At 61.8% G+C, this 14,943-nt stretch carries 11 protein-coding genes, 1 tRNA gene and 1 pseudogene; 6 read left to right on the plus strand and 7 right to left on the minus strand.

Features of this window, described 5'->3' with window-relative positions; genetic code table 11:
* The first annotated feature begins 1 nt into the window (after position 1).
* The 4 genes from BLS50_RS13860 to ansP all read left to right on the plus strand — a co-directional run bounded on the left by BLS50_RS13860 (position 2) and on the right by ansP (position 4,379).
* The gene (locus BLS50_RS13860; RefSeq protein ID WP_074802436.1) at positions 2 to 646 is read left to right on the plus strand and encodes an RraA family protein; all 645 of its coding nucleotides are present in this window, start codon (positions 2 to 4) and stop codon (positions 644 to 646) included.
* Positions 643 to 1,860: a pyridoxal phosphate-dependent aminotransferase gene (locus BLS50_RS13865; protein WP_074802437.1), complete on the plus strand. Its 1,218-nt coding sequence runs from the start codon at positions 643 to 645 to the stop codon at positions 1,858 to 1,860. The genes BLS50_RS13860 and BLS50_RS13865 overlap by 4 nt, the downstream gene beginning before the upstream one ends.
* Before the next feature lie 83 nt (positions 1,861 to 1,943).
* Positions 1,944 to 2,750: an alpha/beta fold hydrolase gene (locus tag BLS50_RS13870; protein WP_074802438.1), complete on the plus strand. Its 807-nt coding sequence runs from the start codon at positions 1,944 to 1,946 to the stop codon at positions 2,748 to 2,750.
* A gap of 123 nt (positions 2,751 to 2,873) precedes the next feature.
* Entirely contained in the window at positions 2,874 to 4,379 is a 1,506-nt protein-coding gene (gene ansP, locus BLS50_RS13875; RefSeq protein WP_218133157.1) for an L-asparagine permease, read from the plus strand.
* Positions 4,380 to 5,157: 778 nt separating this feature from the next.
* Here ansP and BLS50_RS13880 read toward each other — a convergent pair.
* The 3 genes and pseudogenes from BLS50_RS13880 to BLS50_RS36530 all read right to left on the minus strand — a co-directional run bounded on the left by BLS50_RS13880 (position 5,158) and on the right by BLS50_RS36530 (position 7,018).
* Positions 5,158 to 5,448 carry a hypothetical protein gene (locus BLS50_RS13880; protein ID WP_074802439.1) on the minus strand — a complete coding sequence of 97 codons (291 nt, stop codon included), beginning with the start codon at positions 5,446 to 5,448 and terminating at the stop codon, positions 5,158 to 5,160.
* A 314-nt stretch (positions 5,449 to 5,762) separates the two neighbouring features.
* Positions 5,763 to 6,083, minus strand: coding sequence for a hypothetical protein (locus BLS50_RS13885; protein ID WP_074802440.1), 321 nt, complete (start codon positions 6,081 to 6,083; stop codon positions 5,763 to 5,765).
* A gap of 3 nt (positions 6,084 to 6,086) precedes the next feature.
* Positions 6,087 to 7,018: pseudogene (locus BLS50_RS36530) on the minus strand (type VI immunity family protein).
* Between the two features lie 243 nt (positions 7,019 to 7,261).
* Between BLS50_RS36530 and BLS50_RS13895 the strand changes: the two are divergent.
* On the plus strand, positions 7,262 to 7,864 hold the full coding sequence (locus BLS50_RS13895) for a recombinase family protein (RefSeq protein WP_074802441.1): 603 nt from the start codon (positions 7,262 to 7,264) through the stop codon (positions 7,862 to 7,864).
* 9 nt (positions 7,865 to 7,873) lie between these two features.
* On the opposite strand, the gene BLS50_RS13900 is transcribed toward BLS50_RS13895, so the two are convergent.
* From BLS50_RS13900 to BLS50_RS13915, 4 genes are all read right to left on the minus strand, one after another.
* Positions 7,874 to 10,276: a S8 family peptidase gene (locus BLS50_RS13900; protein ID WP_256334003.1), complete on the minus strand. Its 2,403-nt coding sequence runs from the start codon at positions 10,274 to 10,276 to the stop codon at positions 7,874 to 7,876.
* A gap of 197 nt (positions 10,277 to 10,473) precedes the next feature.
* Positions 10,474 to 11,445, minus strand: a complete 972-nt coding sequence (locus tag BLS50_RS13905) for an AAA family ATPase (protein WP_043313261.1) — start codon at positions 11,443 to 11,445, stop codon at positions 10,474 to 10,476.
* Between the two features lie 245 nt (positions 11,446 to 11,690).
* Positions 11,691 to 11,781, minus strand: a tRNA-Ser gene (locus tag BLS50_RS13910).
* A 57-nt stretch (positions 11,782 to 11,838) separates the two neighbouring features.
* Positions 11,839 to 14,028 carry a TonB-dependent receptor gene (locus BLS50_RS13915; protein WP_074802443.1) on the minus strand — a complete coding sequence of 730 codons (2,190 nt, stop codon included), beginning with the start codon at positions 14,026 to 14,028 and terminating at the stop codon, positions 11,839 to 11,841.
* 293 nt (positions 14,029 to 14,321) lie between these two features.
* On the opposite strand from BLS50_RS13915, the gene BLS50_RS13920 reads away from it, so the two are divergent.
* The gene (locus BLS50_RS13920; protein WP_074802444.1) at positions 14,322 to 14,942 is read left to right on the plus strand and encodes an HAD family hydrolase; all 621 of its coding nucleotides are present in this window, start codon (positions 14,322 to 14,324) and stop codon (positions 14,940 to 14,942) included.
* The last annotated feature ends 1 nt before the right edge of the window (position 14,943 follow it).

Genomic DNA, 14,943 nt, shown 5'->3' on the forward strand with positions numbered 1-14,943 from the left:
CATGTCCATCGCTCAATCCTACGATCAGTCTCTGCTGGAGCAAGCTCGCAGACTGGGTACGTCCACGCTGTTCGAAGCATCGGGTGTCGCCACCAGTGCCGTCGATCCGGTCATTCGTACGGTCTGGCCGGGCGCGTCGGTCGCGGGTGCGGCGTATCCGCTCGAATGCTCGCCGGGCGACAACCTCTCGATCCATATCGCGATGGAGAAGGTACCGCGCGGCAGCGTACTCGTGATTTCGACCGGCGGCTTCGTTGCAGGCTACTGGGGCGAGGTGCTGACGGTGGCTGCGGAAGCAGCCGGCGTCGTCGGTCTGGTTATTGATGGCGGCGTGCGTGACATCGCGGCACTCACCGAGCGACGCTTCCCGGTGTTCACTCGCGGCGTCTGCATGCGCGGCACGATCAAGGCGAGTTCGCCATCGGTCGGGCAGCCGATCAGCTTGGCCGGAACGCCTGTGGCGGCCGGCGATCTGGTTGTCGCGGACGATGACGGCGTGCTGGTAATCCCCGCTGCATACGTTGGAGAGACGCTGACTCAGGGGCAGGCGCGTGCCGACAAGGAAGCGAAGATGATGGATGCGCTACGTGAAGGCCGCAGCACGCTTGAGTTGTTCGGGCTCACGAACTGGAGGACGAAGCAATGACCGCGCGAGTTGATGGACTGAACCGTTTCCTTGCCGCTGCACGACCGTCGGCGACCTACAAGGTCATGGATCGCGTCGCAGCGCGGCGCGCGAGCGGCGCCGCGGTGATCTCGTTGAGCGCCGGCGAGCCGGATTTCGACACGCCCAAGCATGTTTGCGACGCCGGCGTGGCGGCAATCCGCACGGGCCATACGCGTTACACGCAGGTAGCTGGGCTGCGCGCGCTGCGCGAAGCGATTGCCGCGAAGTTCCAGCGCGAAAACGGTCTCGACGTCGACTGGCGCGACACAATCGTCTGCAGCGGCGGCAAGCAGGTGATCTTCAACGCGCTAGCAGCGACGCTCAACGAAGGTGACGAAGTTATCGTACCGGCGCCGTACTGGGTGAGCTACCCGGAAATCGTGCAACTATGCGGCGCGCAGTCTGTGATCGTTGCCTGCGACGCTGGCAGCGGCTTCAAGCTCACGGCCGATGTATTGCAGGCCGCGATCACCCCGCGCACTCGCTGGCTGATACTGAACTCGCCGTCGAATCCGACCGGCGCGGTCTACAGCCGCGCCGAACTGCGGGCGCTGGCTGAAGTGTTGCTTGCGCATCCGCAGGTGCTGGTACTGTCCGACGACATCTATGAGCATCTGATTTTCGACAACTTGGAATTCTTCACGATCGCCCAGGTCGAGCCCCGGCTGCGCGAGCGTGTACTGACGATGAACGGTGTGTCGAAGGCGTACGCGATGACGGGCTGGCGCATCGGCTTTGGCACCGGTCCTGGCTGGCTGGTCGAAGCGATGGAGAAGCTGCAGGGCCAGCAAACGTCCGGCGCGTCGACGATTTCGCAATACGCGGCGTTAGCCGCCCTGACCGGACCGCAGAACTTCATTGAGCATTCGCGTGAGGCATTCCAGCGCCGGCGCGATCTGGTCGTCGAACAGATCAACCGGGCTCCGGGCCTGCACTGCGCAGTGCCGCAAGGCGCGTTCTATGTGTTCGCGTCGTGCGAAGCCTTGATCGGCAAGACCACGTCGTCGGGTGCCCGTCTGGATAGCGACGAAGCCGTGGTCAACGCGCTGCTAGACGAGAAGGGCGTCGCGACTGTGCATGGCAGTGCATTCGGTCTCGGGCCTTACTTCCGCATTGCGTATGCGCTCGATGACGAGTCGCTGTTGCGCGCATGTACGGCCATCCGGGACTTCTGCCGGACGCTGACAAACTAACGCATCGCGACGAACACCGGCCTCGACGGCACATAAGGCGTTGCGGCCAGTGCGACGTGATCCTTATCCAAAGAGTCTAGAAAATGACTGCAGAATTTACCCGCGCACAGTTTGTGTTCTCCGTCGATGGAACGGCGCTGGACGTTTCAGCCATCCGTCGCGACGGCGACAAAGCGCCGATCCTGTTCCTGCACGGGTTCGGCTCGACCAAGGAGGACTACGCAGATATCGTCCGCTATGCGGAATTCGCCGGTCATCCGTTCGTCGCGTATGACGCGCCGGGTTGCGGCGAAACACATTGCGCCGACCTCTCGAAGATCAGCATCCCGTTCCTGGTGGACGCGGCGCTCACGGTGCTCGAGCGCGCCGGATTCGAACGCTTTCATCTGGTCGGCCATTCGATGGGCGGCCTCACCGCGCTGATGCTTGCGCACCGGCATCCTGAGCGCGTGATCAGCTTTGTCGATATTGAAGGCAACATCGCACCGGAGGACTGCTTTCTCAGCCGGCAGATCATCGAGCACCCGCGCGACGGTGCGCTGCGCTTTTTTGATGACTTCATCGAACGCACGTTACGCGCACCGGCGTACGCGAGCGCGCTCTATTCGGCAAGTCTGCGGCACAAGGTACGCGCCGAAGCCGTTAGTGGAATCTTCCGGTCGATGGTCGACCTGTCGGACAACGGCGACCTGATGACGAAGTTCCTCGGTCTGCCGTTTCCACGGATGTTCATGTACGGTGAGCAGAACGCATCGCTCTCCTACCTTGACCATATCCGCGAGCAGGGTGTCAAGCTGGCCGAGATCCCGCACTGCGGACACTTCCCGATGTATTCGAATCCCGTGCTGATGTGGAAGGCCATTGCTTCGTTTCATCAGCGCGCGCGCTGACGCTTCGTTACACACGATGCGGCTCGGCGAAGCCGCTGCCGTGTGGAGCATTTAGGCGGAACACCAGTCGACCGGGACATGAAAAAAGACATCAGCCTGAAGGCCGATGCAGGAGACGACACGATGAATTCCAGAATGCAGAAAGGCGAAACTGCCGGGCAGGAAATCCCCAACACCAGCCATAGGGAGTGGCTTGAGTCGCACGAAGCGGGCTATCACAAGGCCATGGGCAACCGGCAGGTGCAGATGATTGCCATTGGCGGTGCGATTGGCACGGGCCTTTTTCTTGGCGCCGGTGCGCGCCTTCAGATGGCGGGCCCCGCACTCGCTGTTGTTTACCTCGTATGCGGTGCATTTTCGTTTCTGATCCTGCGCGCGCTTGGCGAGCTCGTGATGCATCGGCCAAGCAGTGGCAGCTTCGTGTCGTATGCGCGCGAATTCCTCGGCGAGAGGGCGTCCTTCGTGGCCGGCTGGATGTATTTCTTGAACTGGGCCATGACCGGCATCGTCGACATCACTGCTGTCGCGCTGTATATGCACTACTGGAGCGCATTTAGCGTGGTGCCCCAATGGGTGTTCGCGCTGATCGCACTGTGCCTGGTCGCCGGCATGAATCTGATCGGCGTGAAATGGTTCGCCGAGATGGAGTTCTGGTTCGCGTTGATCAAGGTTGCAGCGATCGTGATCTTCCTTGTCGTCGGAAGCGCGATCCTGGGTAGCGGTGGTCAAGTCGCGGGGCACGCGACCGGCATACATCTGATTACCAGCAATGGCGGTTTCTTTCCGCACGGATTAATGCCGGCCCTCGTGCTAGTGCAAGGCGTCGTGTTCGCCTTCGCCGGCGTCGAACTTGTGGGTACCGCCGCAGGCGAGTGCAAGGATGCACACGCGGTTCTGCCGCGCGCGATTAACCGGGTGATTTGGCGCATCGCGCTGTTCTACGTCGCGTCGGTCGCGTTGCTGGTCTGCCTGATGCCGTGGAGCGCGTATAAGGCCGGACAGAGCCCGTTCGTGGCTTTCTTCGGTGCACTCGGCGTGCCGGGAATCGGCTCGGTGATGAACATCGTTGTACTGTCGGCGGCGCTGTCTAGCCTCAACTCAGGGCTGTATTCGACCGGCCGCGTGCTGCACTCGCTGTCGATGGGAGGCTCCGCGCCGAAATTCTTTGCGCGGATGAGCGCGCAGTCGGTGCCGTACACGGGGATCATCGTGACGGTTGGCATCTACGTAATCGGCGTGGTGCTGAACTACCTGGTTCCGTCGAGCGTCTTCGAACTCGTGCTCAACGTCGCATCACTCGGCATTATCAGTACCTGGGGCTTTATTGTCGTCTGCCAGATAAAGTTCCGCGCGGCGGTCGAGCGCGGCGAGGCGAAAGACGTGACGTTCCGGATGCCCGGTGCGCCGTTCACGTCGTGGCTCACGCTGCTGTTTTTGCTGGGCGTTCTTGTTCTGATGGCGTTTGATTATCCGAACGGAACCTGGACTGTCGCATCGATTCCGGTCGTCGCGGTCTTGCTCATCATCGGCTGGAAGACAATGTGTGCACGGGCACGCCGCGCCGTGCTCACGCCGACGATTCCGTCGATCGCACTCACGCAGAACGTGCTGGAGACCGACGAGGACTGAGAGGCATTCCGGTGCGGGCCACGGCCGCGCACCGACTCGCGGCACGGCGACAGGTTGTTGAAACGTCCGGACGGCTTCCAAAGGCGATCATAATGAACACGCGTATGAACAACAGCGAGCCCAATGTGGAATGGGAGCGCGCGCTACTGGACTCACGCAACGATTGCTTTCTGCATCCCGGCCCCACCAAAGCGCATGAAGTTGGCAGTAACGAGTGACTTGCGCTGGCTCTCGCCGATCGACTGACCGCTTGGAGAAGAGGAGCCGCCATCTCAATGGCTCGGTACCGGATCAAACGAAGGTCCGTTCCTGGCCGATCGCAGACTGTCGATCTGCTCTAGATTGTAGGGCGAGATCGATCATCCCGGTATCTTCCCACTCACCGCGCGCTTGGCATCACGGACGCGCGACTTGAGGTCTGACGAGCGGTCGGCCGGCAGCAAAAAGGCCGCCGCGCACTTCGGCACGGCAGCTTTTTTCGCCCCTGCGACGGAGCGGCGGCCCCTGGCGCCCTCTGAGCGGCAGGCCCGGCAAGGACACGCCACAGGTGCGCGGGCACTGGTGAGTCTGCCGACGCGTGCCAAGGGCCGCGCCTCGGGGCCGGATTAGTCACGGCAGAGGCCGGCGAGTACCCGGCGCGCGCAGTTGTGACCCGCCCCACCTGCTCGCAAAAACGAACGCTTTTTATGCACTCATGCGCGCGGCGTCCGGCGCCGCCTAGTGCGGCCCGCGCGCCAGGCGACAGGCCGATTCTTCTATGCAGTTTTATGCGCCTTGGTTATGCAGTCTCGCCTTTACCCTGGTCCGGCAAGGAGGTCATCGTAGACAAAGCAGCAAGGCGGACGAGCGCGTCCAGACGTTGTGCGTCAGCCAAATAGCCCTCGTCTACCTCTCCTACGCCAAGTTCGACCATTAGGCAACGCCACAAGTCGAACGCCCCGATGGCAGCTCCAAGGTGTATGTCGGCCGCGTGGCTGCCACGCGGCCGCGATGCGGCTTCGGTGAGGTGATGCTGAATTTCACGTTCAGCGCAGGCAGTGACCTGCACATAGCTGATAGGTGTTTCCATCACGCGCTAACTCCTAGTGGGCCGTAGTAGGCGTGGGCAGCCCAGAAACCCACGGTTATATTACGCGCTCGATATCGGCCCCAGTTGTTAGCAAAAGTAATGCTCGTATGCAGTGGCTGCGGGCAATCTGTGCCGCCAGACTCCGGCCGGGGTTAGTCGCCCGTGCCTCCTGAATACATCACACGGCGTCATGAACTGATGAAGTGGTTTGGGATGAGTCAGCGGACGGTCTTCGGCGCGGATTCGGCGAGTTTCTGGACCCTTCGAGAGGTGTCGGTAACGAGCGCCTGAGAGACCAACGGGACGAGGCGCTGTCAGCTCACGCTGCTGTCGGCGTCGCCGGGCAGGTGTTGGCGGCGTTGGTGCTGTACCTTGAAAACGGACTCCTCGAGTATCCGTCGTAGTTCGGCAAGCACTGCCGCCACGCGGGAATCGGATGCGGCCTCGGCTTCGGTACGGTCGCGCTTGCTTGCACGTCTTGCGAGACTCTTGGATTCTCGATCGTATAGGCGCCGGAGTTCGTCCACTAACTCCGTATATTCAACACCGATAGCGGACACACGCACGAACTTGCTAGCAAGTTCCTCATTGAGGCGTTCGGTAACGCCAGCCTGCTTACCAGTCTTCGAAACCATTGTCTATTTCTCCGTCGATTCAGTCGGGTATCGAACAGTCTCGCGTTCCTGCTCACCAATCCTAGACGGAAAACATCGCGGCCGGCAGCCGCTTCTCCGGCACGGGGAAAATCGACCGTACCGAAGGGTATTCTCGGCAATTTCGACCGGTTGCGTTCGCTGTGCATAATGACCGCTCACGCGACTTCGGCATCGAGCGGTCAGGTGCCCCGGAAAACCTGCTGATGAAAGCCCGCCTCGCGAGTGCGTGCCGAGCGCGCGAGCGGCGTATGGGGAAAGTCGGTGGTCGTGTGAGCCTATCCTCGTTTCATTGCGCCGCCGGCAGCTTTGCCGTCTTGTGAAGCTCGACCCAGTAGTCGGGGAGCTCGTCGCCGGCCACGTTGAAGCGCGGGAGTCATGCTTCGCTCGCGATCTTCGTACTGAGAAGGGGAGCGGTGCTGCTGACGTGCCATCCCGCAGCCTGTCGATCGTATCAACGACGACGGGGCGCAGAGTCCGGTTCAGCAGGACAAATGCCGCTGGCGGCTCCGGCGGGTGTCCTGCGCCAACCGACGCGCCGGTTTGAGGTTCCACGCCTGCCTGAATCAGCAGGCCGCCATCGCCGAACGCAGACTTTCGATACCAGTCCGGGGGAGCGCCATTCCGTCTGCTCTGCCAGCGTGGCGCACGAGATCGGCATCGATCACGGTCAGCCAGTCGACCGTCGTCAGCTTGTCGGTCAGGTCACGCACGTACGTGCGCGGTGGGCTGCCGACGTCGACCCCGGCCCCATACTGCTGCGCCCTTAAATACTCGCTCGCTTCATTCGGCTCCCGTCCCATCGGCGGCAGGTTGACCGCGTAACCGGCATGTCCGTGTACTGGCCGCAACCATTCCGCAAACTCGGCGAGCAGCGCTGTGGGGACTGCCAGGACCGAGGTTGCAGCAATGACCAAAAAATCATGAACCCGCGTACCCGGTACTCCCCGCGGAGGTGGACGAGGCGGAATTGAGAACTATGTATCTGTTGCTCGGCGACGGCAACCCGCTAACTCCCGTCGATAGCCGGAGCCCTTGGCTCATTTGGGTACACCGTAACGGGCCATGCGGCGGGTCGCTTGCGCATGGATCAACAGGATCAACCGTAAATTTGATCCATGATAGAATTGATCCATCAATTCAAATGATCCACTCAAATCATGCGCAAACTCTATTACGGGCGGATTTCCACCACGGACGGCCAGTCCGCTGCGAGCCAGTACGAGGACGCTCGCGCCCACGGCGTGCAGGACAATGACGTTTTCATTGACGAGGGCGTGAGCGGCTATCACGTTGCCCCTGATGCGCGGGAGCAGTGGCGCAGAGCTGAACACGATCTGCGCCACGGCGGCATGCTCATTGTGCGCTGGCTCGACCGGATCAGCCGTCGCTATGACGAGTTGCACGCGACCATGCGCCGACTGATGGAACTGGGTGTGCGGGTCGAATGCACGCTCAACGGCATGGTGTTCGACGGGAAGGCAAAAGATCCCATCGAGAAAGCGACGCGCGACGCGATCCTCGCATTCATGGCTGCGCAGGGCGAAGCCGACTATCTGAACCGCGCCGAGATGCAGCGGCGCGGCGTGGCAATCGCGAAAGCCGAAGGAAAGTACAAGGGGCGCACGCGCTCACACGACTACGCGGCGATCAACGCATGGCGAGCGGAGCGCGGCGCGAGCATTCGGGAAACCGCCGAAAAGTTCGGCGTTGGAACGGCTACAGTCAAGAGAGCCTGCTCCGAAGGCAGGAAAGACGCATAAAGAGGGGCGTTACGTCGCTGCAGGAGCTACAGCAATTCGTTGTTGAACTCGTTCACGAATTTGTTGATAGACAGGAACATCGATACCTTCCGCCACCTCCAACGAGACGCAGAGCGCAAAGTCCACGGGCTCGGTCAATCGCCCGGCGTCGGCCAAACAGTTTACCCGCACTACCAAGTCCTGATCGGCAACAATCGGAATCGCGCCCCCGCCTTCAAATATCTCATGTTGAAGCGTCCCCATCCGGGCTTGTCTAGCCTCTACGTCAATTCGTTCGAGTCTCAGCGGATCGGCGGGTAGATCGACCCATAGCCGGGCAGTTCGGTAGTGGGAATGACGTGGATTCACCGGAGACAGCCATGCGAGGGTCACGGTCAGCCGTCTCATCACAACACGCGCGTTTAGTGCTTCCGGAAGCGGAACGCGAAACTCCAACGCCTTTTCGTTGCGCAGCTGGCCTACCCCGAGGAGGGTCGCGCGCTGTTCGGTGCATGTCAGCGCACGGACAATATCTGCCGTGCCGTAACCGATGTAGCGACTTACCAAGCGCCTCTGCGCGTGCCAATGGTCAACGTCCGGTCGGGCGCTAAGTATGGGATTCCCGAGATCATGCCAGCGGGCCCCGTGCGCAAGAAGAGCCTTGATCAAAACGGCATCGAAGCGCGACGGCAACGCGGTTGCGTCGGCTGCTCGCAACTGCTCAATAATCGAATGCGCGAGAGCAGCCCCCCTTGTACCCAACGCAGCCGCGTTACTGGTACCCCTCGTATAAGCAGTTTCGCCAGCCTCTCCTGGCAGAGCCGTACGTTGTCCAGGAGCCCGCGGAGTCCGCCAGTAACCCGTGACTTCAGTCTCGTTTGGCAAAGACAACGGGCGTTCTCCATACAATCCGCGGCCGCCGGGCAGCAAGATGTCAGGTTTTACAGATCGTCGATACCCCGGACCAATCGAAGAATACGGCGCGACACCTTGCTGCGGGAATAACGTGTAGCGAGTGGGAATGCCTGGGAAATTTGCGTGGTCGCTATAGCTCGCGCCTACCGTTAACGCGTTAACCGACTCTGCTGGCGAAATCAGCCTGCGATGACCATCGGCCCTAAGCAAAGCGTTCATGGCGGCCGATTCCCGCGCTGCTGGCGCGGTATCCGAGAGCGTCCCCCGGGGTATGTCGAGTACGAGATCGTCCGCTCGATTTCCAGTACTGACGACGAAAAGCACCCGGTAGCGATACGCCAGCCAATCTATGAGCCGCGCCCAAGGCGATAGCGCACCGTTAAAGGGGCGCGTACCATCACCAACAGACAGGTTAATTACCTTGACGGTCGGAGCCGAAGCGGCAGCAATCGGCGAGCTTTCAAACATGCGCCGCACCGCTTCATGAACAACGTCAATCAATAGCCGGTCGCCTGGAGTGCGCTCTTCCCTTAGTTCGCCGTCCGGATGCGCGGCACCATCTGGGCGCAAAATTGGCCGCACGTAAATCGGATTTGGCAGCGCAATGGACCCAGAGTCGAGATCGCCCCATACAATAAGGGAAGCCATTGCCGTTCCATGCAACCGCTCATTCACTGAGTAATCCGCAGCCCAACCGTCCGGGTCATCGATCTGCACCCGCCCCTGTAACCGGGGATGATTTTCCATCGGGAGTCCGTCGAGCAAGGCGACTACAGGTGTCCCAAAGGTTTGAGTGGCTGGCAAGCGGGTATCGGGGACGCGCGTGTCGACGTCAATACCGACGGAGTAGCTTTGGCCCTGAGGGCGCAAAAACATCACGCGCTCCGATATCAGCAGAGGCGAACGCGCATCGTTCAGCAGCAGCTGCACGCTTGCCGCTGGCATTTCCACTAAGAAACCGTGATAGGCGATATCTGAAATCAGGCGCGCGCTCAATATCGTCCCGTTCATTTCCCGAACGACGGCGCGAACCTCCTCCGCGGCCTGCGCATTTTTGGTCGCGGACTGGAAACACCAAGCTTCTACCTCAAACCGAATGGTCTGAGCGTCGTGTGCAAGCCGCTCCTCCCAGATATGCCGGAGGCTCGCGTCCAGTCGGTCCGCTGGTCCCCAAAACCGCACGTCTCGGAGGTGTGCGAACAACTGCTTCCACGCACTAAGTCCGTCCCCAAGGTTCGCTGAACGATCTTCCTGATAGCGAGTCCATAGCCGCACCAGCTCGTCGAGCGCCTGACGGTTCGTACCAACCAAGAACAGCTTTCCCTTGATCGTTCGATCATGGTCGTCCGTATGGTAGAAGTCCTCGTCCGGGGCGAACTCAACGTCCAGCATACCGGTTAGCCATTCCATACCGGTAACACGTTGAGCCGTTGAAATAAAGTCGTTGATGCTGCCAACGGTTTCGAACACGACGACCAAATCCGGGTCATCGTTCAACACGGCAGCTTGCAGTTCCAATCGGCGGGCCGCAAATGCCTCCTGTAGCGACTGAAACTTCGGTGTCAGTCTTTGCCCTTGACGTGGGCCGCCGGGCACATGCAAAGTGGGCGGAACCGATGATCCTGATTCTCGCCGAATCGGAGCTGGTCTTGGAAAGAGAAGTAACGGAAGCGGTCCCGTACTCATGTGGTCGCGTTGTTTTTAATAGCTTTAGGCTACTCGCCAGAAAGGCGATGCGCCCATTGCTCGATTCGCGTCGCCACAATGTCCTTGATATTAGCAGATGGTAAAGAAAGTACGTAACGCCTATGTACGTCTTGGCAAAACTGCTCCAACTCTGAAAAGCTATTCGCTTTCAGGCGCGTGGCTAGCGTTTTAGGCGACACGCCTAACGATGTACCGATCCGCTCTTGAAATTTCTCGAACCATGCGGTGCGCTGGGCGTGCGTCGGTACGGGCAACTCCAAACGCAACTGGAAGCGACGCCATACCGCGCGATCTAATAGCTCAGCATGGTTCGTCGCAGTGACGACAACTACATGGCTAGGTAGGGCGTCGATTTGCAGCAGCAAGGAGCTGACTACGCGCTTGATCTCGCCGGTTTCGTGCGTGTCTCCGCGCTCTTTTCCTAGCGTATCGAACTCATCAAAAAACAGCACGCAATTGTGAGTTCTGGTGAAGTCGAAAAGCCGTTTGAGGCGACCGCTCGTTTCCCCTAAAAAGCTCCCCACCACGGCCTCATAACGAACGACAAAGAGCGGGACCATCAGCTCGTATGCGATAGCTTCGGCGAGCGTAGTCTTTCCATTCCCGGGCGGGCCGGAAAGAAGCACGCGATGTCGCGGTTCAAGTCCGTACGAGCGGAGGAGATCACGACGATGTTGCTCTTCTACTAGCTCACGTGCAGCCCGCTCCACATCCTCGGGCAAAAGCATTGCTTCTAGCGGACGACGCGGGTCGATTTCGTACAGCAGGCCGCCGTGACCACCATCAAAGCTGCGAATAACCTCTGCCCCGCGCTGCGGCGTCACAGCAGCGCGCAAGTTCTCTTCCAATTTGTCAGCAAGCTGCGTGTGCCGTTTGGCGCGCTCATCAGCAGCCAAGGCTTCGACCGTCGAGCGGAAAAGCTTTTGATCGCCCTGGGTGCCTGCGCGGACAAGGTTGACGAGGAGATCGGCCCGGGCCATGACCATGTATATAGAGGTGGATGCTTTATCGAGTATACCGGAGTGCGTCCGTTCCTAGGCTCTGTCCTGAGGCAACCAACGATTCGAGTCGCAGATCAACCGGGCGCACGAAAAACCGGTACGGCGTGGCGAGCAGCGCGACTACGGGCCGCGCCATCGCGATGACCCATTTGATAGTCAATCTGTGGGTCAAAAAACAAAAAGCCCTGCAACTCATTGATTTTGCAGGGCTTTTCCGCCATATCTGGCGGAGAGAGGGGGATTCGAACCCCCGATAGGCGATTAACCTATACACGCTTTCCAGGCGTGCGACTTAAACCACTCATCCATCTCTCCGGAAGACCGAGAGTATAGCAAACTCTGGCGGCAGCCCGCCACTCCCTTCCGCGTCGGTCAGAAATCCGTCGTCATCGACAGCCACACCGAGCGCGGGTCGCCCTGCGTCAGGTATCCGCCGATCGTCGACGACCAGTACGACTTGTTCGCGACGTTGCGCACGGTCGCGCGCAACGTCGTCTTCTTGCCGAACACGTTTGTCGCGTAGCGCGCGCCGAGGTCGAAGCGATCCCACGCCTGGATCGACATCGTGTTCGCGACGTCCAGGTACTGCGGCCCCGTATGGAGCCAGCGCGCGGTCAGCGTGAGCCCGCGCAGCATCGGCACGTCGTATTCGGCGCCCGCGTTGAGCAGGAACGACGGCACGCCGATCGGCCGGTGGCCGTCGTTCGCGCCGCCCGCCGTGTTCTGCAGCGTCGCGTTGAGGTACGTCGCGCCGGCGATCAGCCGCACACCTTTCCACGGCTCGCCGTACACGGCCGTCTCGATGCCGCGGTGCCGCTGCGTGCCGTCGGCGCCGAACAGGTTCGTCGCCGGATCGGTGTACGCCATCGGCTTCTCGATCTGGAACAGCGCAAGCGACGCACCGTACTTGTCGGTGTCGTAGCGGATGCCGGCTTCATATTGCTTCGACCGGTACGGCGACAGCGCCTGGCCTGCGTTGCGCGCGGTGTTCGGCGCGATCTCGCCCTGGGCGAGCGCTTCGCTGCGGTTCGCGAAGATCGACACGTTGCGCCACGGCTTCACGACGAGACCGAACACGGGCGTCGTGATCGCGTCGCTGTAGACGCCCGTGACCGCGCCCGTGTAGCTGAAGTTGTCGACCGAAATCGACTGGCGGCGCGCGCCGATCGTGAACAGCACGCGGTCGTCGAGGAAGCCGAGCGTATCGGACACCGCGAGGCTGCGCAGCCAGGTCTTCGTGACCGTGCCCGGATCGTTCATGTCGCCGCCCGTGTAGGCCGTCGGCGGGGACGCGATCGGCGCGGGATCGTAGAGCGTCGTCGGGAACGCGTTCGACATCGTGTACGCGGACTGGCTATCGATGCGGATGAACGACGCGCCGGCCGTCACGAAGTGCGACACGGGGCCGGTCGTGAAGCGGCCGCGCACGCCGGCCTCGGCCGACTGTGCATCTTCCTTGTGCGGCACGCTCAGGCGCGAGCCGGTCGTGCCGGACGACGAGTAGGTCGGCGTGTAATAGTCGCCATGCTCGTTCGTATGGCGTGCGCCGGCCGATACGTAGGCCGTCCACGCAGGCAGGAAGTCGTACTCGGCGTGCACGATGCCGACCGTGTCCTCGAGTTCGCTGAAGCTCCACGGTTGCGCATAGTTGTGCGTCGCGGACGGCACGGCGGGCAACTGATCGCCGCTGACGAGCACGACCGGGCGGCCGTTGTCGATCCGCTGTCGCTGATACAGGAAGTCGCCGGACAGGCGCAGCTTGTCGCCGCGCCAGTCGAGCGACACCGCCGTCACGTTGCTGCGGCGGCGCTCGTCGTCGACGGCCGTGTCGCCGCCGCTGATCGACTGGTTCACGCGCACGCCGAACTGGCCTTCGCTGCCGAAGCGGCGGCCGATGTCGACATGCGTGCCGAGCGAACCGGACGTGGCGCCGTCGACGGTGACGCGTGTGAGCGGCTTGTCGTCCGCACGCTTCAGTTGCAGGTTCACGCCGCCGCCGACCGCCGAGCCGTTCGGCGACGCCCCGTTCAGGAAGGCATTCGCGCCCTTGAACACGTCGACGCGCTCGACCGCATCGGTCTGGACGAGTTGCCGCGGCGTGACGCCGTACAGGCCGTTGAGCGACACGTCGTCACCGGCAAGCTCGAAACCGCGGATGACGAATACCTGCGAGAAGTTGCCGTAGCCGGAGGCACTGCGCACGGCCGGGTCGTTGTCGAGTACGTCGGCGAGCGTGCGCGCCTGCTGGTCCTCGATCAGTTTCGACGTATAGGTGGTCATGCTGAACGGTACGTCGCTCGCCTTTTGCCGGCCGAGCACGCCGAAATCCGCGCCGCGCGCGACCTGGCCGCCGGCGTAGGTCGGTGCGAGGTCGCCGGGCAGCGGCTCGGCCGCACCGGTCACGTTGATCGACGGCAGCATGGCGGCATCGGACGCGGCATTGGCGTTGGCGGCAGCGGAAGTCGCCTGCTGGGCCCGTGCGGCGGCCGGGAAGGTGCAGGCGAGCGCAATGCCGAAGGCAATCGGCGTGAGACGCCGGACGGGTAACGAAAGTGTCGACATGGGACGCAAATCGGGTGTAGTCGGTGATCCATCCCAGGGCGGCAAGTCGGAATCCGGGCGGCGTGACGCGTCCGTACTGTCGCGGACGTTTTTTATCGAGCGGCGGAGTCTAACGTAAACGAGAATCATTGTCGTTTACGTTGGATTCAACCCACTATTTGAGATAACTGGGCGTTCGCGGGCGACGGTGTACGACCGCCGAGCGGCGTCGGAACGGACTCTACGGTTTCGCGCGGGCCCTCGCGAGTCTGCTATCTTCCCGGGCATCTCATCGCTTTCCCCGCCGATTCTCCATGACCGACCGCATCGTCGCCGCCTTCGATTTCGACGGCACCATCACGACCACCGACAGCTTTCGCCATTTCGTCCGCCAGGCGGTCGGCACGCCGCGTTTCGCGTGGGCCGGGCTGCGCGCGCTGCCGTGGATCGTCGCGATGAAGGTCGGGCTGCTGTCGCGCGGCGACGCGAAGGCGAAGTTCGCGTCGTTCGCGTTCGGGCCGATCCGCGAAGATGCACTCGATGCGCACGCGCGCACCTTCGTTGACGGTTATCTGCCGCGCCTCGTGCGTCCGGAAATGCTCGAGCGCATCCGCGAGCATCGCGCGCGTGGGCATGAAGTCGTGCTGGTCAGCGCATCGCCGTCGCTGTATCTGGAGAAGTGGGCGAAGACGGCCGGCTTCGACGCGGTGCTCGCGACGCGGCTCGCGTTCGAGCGCGGCGTCTTCATCGGGCGCCTCGACGGCGAGAACTGCTGGGGGCCGCAGAAGGTCGTGCGGCTGCGCGGATGGTGGGGCAACCGGCCGCCGCAGCAGTTGTTCGCGTATGGCGACAGTCGCGGCGACAAGGAAATGGCCGAGCTCGCGAACTGGTCGTGGATTCGCGGGCAGGGGCCGATGCCGCCGATCGACGCTTGAT

The organism is Burkholderia orbicola (assembly GCF_900100915.1).
Taxonomy (GTDB): domain Bacteria; phylum Pseudomonadota; class Gammaproteobacteria; order Burkholderiales; family Burkholderiaceae; genus Burkholderia; species Burkholderia orbicola.

What these genes read in the sequence shown, in the direction of transcription:
- BLS50_RS13860 (WP_074802436.1), top strand. Translation starts at nt 2, where the DNA reads ATGTCCATCGCTCAATCCTACGATCAGTCTCTGCTGGAGCAAGCTCGC.
- BLS50_RS13865 (WP_074802437.1), top strand. Translation starts at nt 643, where the DNA reads ATGACCGCGCGAGTTGATGGACTGAACCGTTTCCTTGCCGCTGCACGA.
- BLS50_RS13870 (WP_074802438.1), top strand. Translation starts at nt 1,944, where the DNA reads ATGACTGCAGAATTTACCCGCGCACAGTTTGTGTTCTCCGTCGATGGA.
- ansP (WP_218133157.1), top strand. Translation starts at nt 2,874, where the DNA reads ATGAATTCCAGAATGCAGAAAGGCGAAACTGCCGGGCAGGAAATCCCC.
- BLS50_RS13880 (WP_074802439.1), bottom strand. Translation starts at nt 5,448, where the DNA reads ATGGAAACACCTATCAGCTATGTGCAGGTCACTGCCTGCGCTGAACGT.
- BLS50_RS13885 (WP_074802440.1), bottom strand. Translation starts at nt 6,083, where the DNA reads ATGGTTTCGAAGACTGGTAAGCAGGCTGGCGTTACCGAACGCCTCAAT.
- BLS50_RS13895 (WP_074802441.1), top strand. Translation starts at nt 7,262, where the DNA reads ATGCGCAAACTCTATTACGGGCGGATTTCCACCACGGACGGCCAGTCC.
- BLS50_RS13905 (WP_043313261.1), bottom strand. Translation starts at nt 11,445, where the DNA reads ATGGCCCGGGCCGATCTCCTCGTCAACCTTGTCCGCGCAGGCACCCAG.
- BLS50_RS13915 (WP_074802443.1), bottom strand. Translation starts at nt 14,028, where the DNA reads ATGTCGACACTTTCGTTACCCGTCCGGCGTCTCACGCCGATTGCCTTC.
- BLS50_RS13920 (WP_074802444.1), top strand. Translation starts at nt 14,322, where the DNA reads ATGACCGACCGCATCGTCGCCGCCTTCGATTTCGACGGCACCATCACG.